Here is a 2,348-nt window from a genome sequence, read left to right as displayed (position 1 = left end):
GGGCAGCGGCGCGACCGAGGACGAGGGTGACGGCGGCGGCCCCGAGTTCTCCAGTGGCGAACTGCCGCAGTTCCAGCCCGACACGCGACTCAATGCGGTGCTGGTGCGCGACACGCCCGAGCGCATGGCGCGCTACGAGAAGCTCATCCAGACCATGGACGTGCGGCCGCGCCTGATCGAGATCGAGGTCACGATCATGGACATCAGCACCAACACGCTGGACAGCCTGGGCGTGGACTGGCGGCTGCACGCCCGCCACGGCGACCTGCAGATCGGCCGCGGCAACCTGCCGCCGCTGACCTTCGGCAACGCCAACTCCGAGGCTGGTCAGGTCGTCACCGTCAACCCGCAGGGCAACCCCAGCACGCCGCTGGGCGCGCTGTTCACCGCCTCCATCGGCAACGACCTGCGCAACTACCTGCTGACCCGCGTCAGCGCGCTGGCCCAGAAGGGCAATGCCAACTTCATCGCGCGGCCCAAGGTGCTGACGCTGGACAACAACGAGGCGGTGCTGGAGAACCTCAGCGAGTTCTATGTGCGGGTCGACGGTTTCCAGGATTCCAGCCTGTACAGCGTCACGGCCGGCACCGCGGTGCGCGTGACTCCCTTGATCGTCGACGACAAGGAAGGCCGCGGCGTGCTGATGTCCATCGACATCGAGGACGGCGACGTCAGCAGCAGCACCGTCGACCGCATCCCCGTCGTGCGGCGGCGCACCGTCAACACCCAGGCGCTGGTGGACGAAGGCACGAGCCTGCTGATCGCCGGCTACACCTCGGAGGAGAAGGCCAACGCGACCTCGGGCGTGCCGCTGCTGTCCAGCATCCCGGTGCTGGGCAAGCTGTTCCAGTACAGCGAGAAGAAGCAGAACAACATGGAGCGCTTCTACCTGCTGACGCCGCGCCTCGTCACGCCCGGCAGCAAGCCGCCGCTGCCGGTCCAGCAGGAGCCTACGCAATGAACGCGCGGGCCCACACCACTACCACGGCCGCCGTGCCGGGCTGGTGCCTGCGCTTCCTCAGTGGCGCGGTCAAGGGCCGCACCATCGCGCTCAAGCCGGGCGTCAACACGCTGGGCGCTTCGGGTGAGTGCGAGGTCATGCTGCCCGGCAGCGACGTGCTGCCGCGCCACCTGGTGTTCACGGTGGGCGAACTGGCGATGTCGCTGCAGAAGGTCGGCGCGGCCGCCGTGAAGCTCAACGGCCAGGACGTGCAGGCCCAGCGCAAGGGCGTGGTAGCGGGCGACGTGGTGTCGGTCGGCAGCATCGACTTCCAGGTCGACCGCAGCTATCCCGCGCCCGAGCACGACGACCCGGCGTCCGAGTGGACCGAAAGCATCATGCCCGGCGACGCGCCGCCCGCCGCCCTGCTGCAGGCGCCTGCGCGCCGGAGCTCGCCCTGGCTGAGCGTGGCCGTGGTGGTGCTGGCGGTCGGCGGGGCGGCCGGCGTGCTGGCCTGGGCCGGCAGTGCGGGCAGCTCGACCCGAGCCGCCACGGTCGACCTGGCCGAGGTGGAGAAGGCGCTGAAGCCCTTCCCCGAGGTCGAAGTGGTCGCGGTCGCCGGCGGCCGTTTCAACGTGCGCGGCTACGTCGAATCGCGCCAGCGCAAGCAGGCGCTGGCCGAGGCCATGGCGCCTTTTGGCCGGCAGGTCAGCACCAGCGTGCACGCGGCCGAGGACATCGTCGAGCAGGCGCGCCGCTACGTGAGCGACCCCGGCATCTCGATGAGCTACACGGGCCAGGGCCGGCTGGTGGTGGCCGGCGCGACCGAGGACGAATCGGTGCGTCAGAAGATCCGCCGCCTTGCCGACGACCTGCACCCGGCGGTGCTGGTGTCCGACCAGGTGAAGCTGCGGCCGCGGCCCCAGGTCGACCGCGCGGGCGAGCAGCAGCGCGCGCAGTGGGACGCGTGGCAGAGCGTGCTGCCGTCGCGCATGGTCAGCATCACGCAGGACGCCAGTGGCATGAGCTACATCCAGCTCGCCAATGGCAACCGCTACTACGAGGGGGCGGTGCTCAAGTCGGGCGCCGAACTCAAGCGCATCGAGGCCGATGGCCTGGTGGTGTCACCAGGCAGGGAGGGCGCGCGATGAGCACCAAGGGATTTCGCACCGGAGGCCTGGCCTTCGTGCGGAATGCCTCCGTCCACGAGGGCGGGGGCGATTTTTGTCATGTCATCAACCTTTGACGTTAGGAGTCAAACCATGGCCGTAGCCGCACCCGAGTCCGGACTGGACAGCAAGGCAATCCTGGAACAGAACAAGCAGCTGACCATCTTCAGCACCGTGACGTCGCAGAGCGCCCAGCGCACCGCGGCCATCACGTCGGCCAACGCCCAGCAGACCAACAC

2 protein-coding genes are annotated in these 2,348 nt (G+C 69.2%); both read left to right on the top strand.

Translation table 11 applies throughout. From position 1 onward, the window contains the following. Positions 1-961, top strand: a 961-nt coding sequence (gene sctC, locus AC1DU6_RS27790) for a type III secretion system outer membrane ring subunit SctC (protein WP_477861074.1), incomplete at its 5' end; no start/stop codon positions are given. Next, entirely contained in the window at positions 958-2,091 is a 1,134-nt protein-coding gene (locus tag AC1DU6_RS27785) for an FHA domain-containing protein (RefSeq protein WP_477861072.1), read from the top strand. The genes sctC and AC1DU6_RS27785, both read left to right, overlap by 4 nt. Positions 2,092-2,348 lie beyond the last annotated feature (257 nt).

Source organism: Roseateles sp. P5_B10 (assembly GCF_056400485.1).
This window is presented reverse-complemented; position numbering and strand designations above follow the sequence as displayed.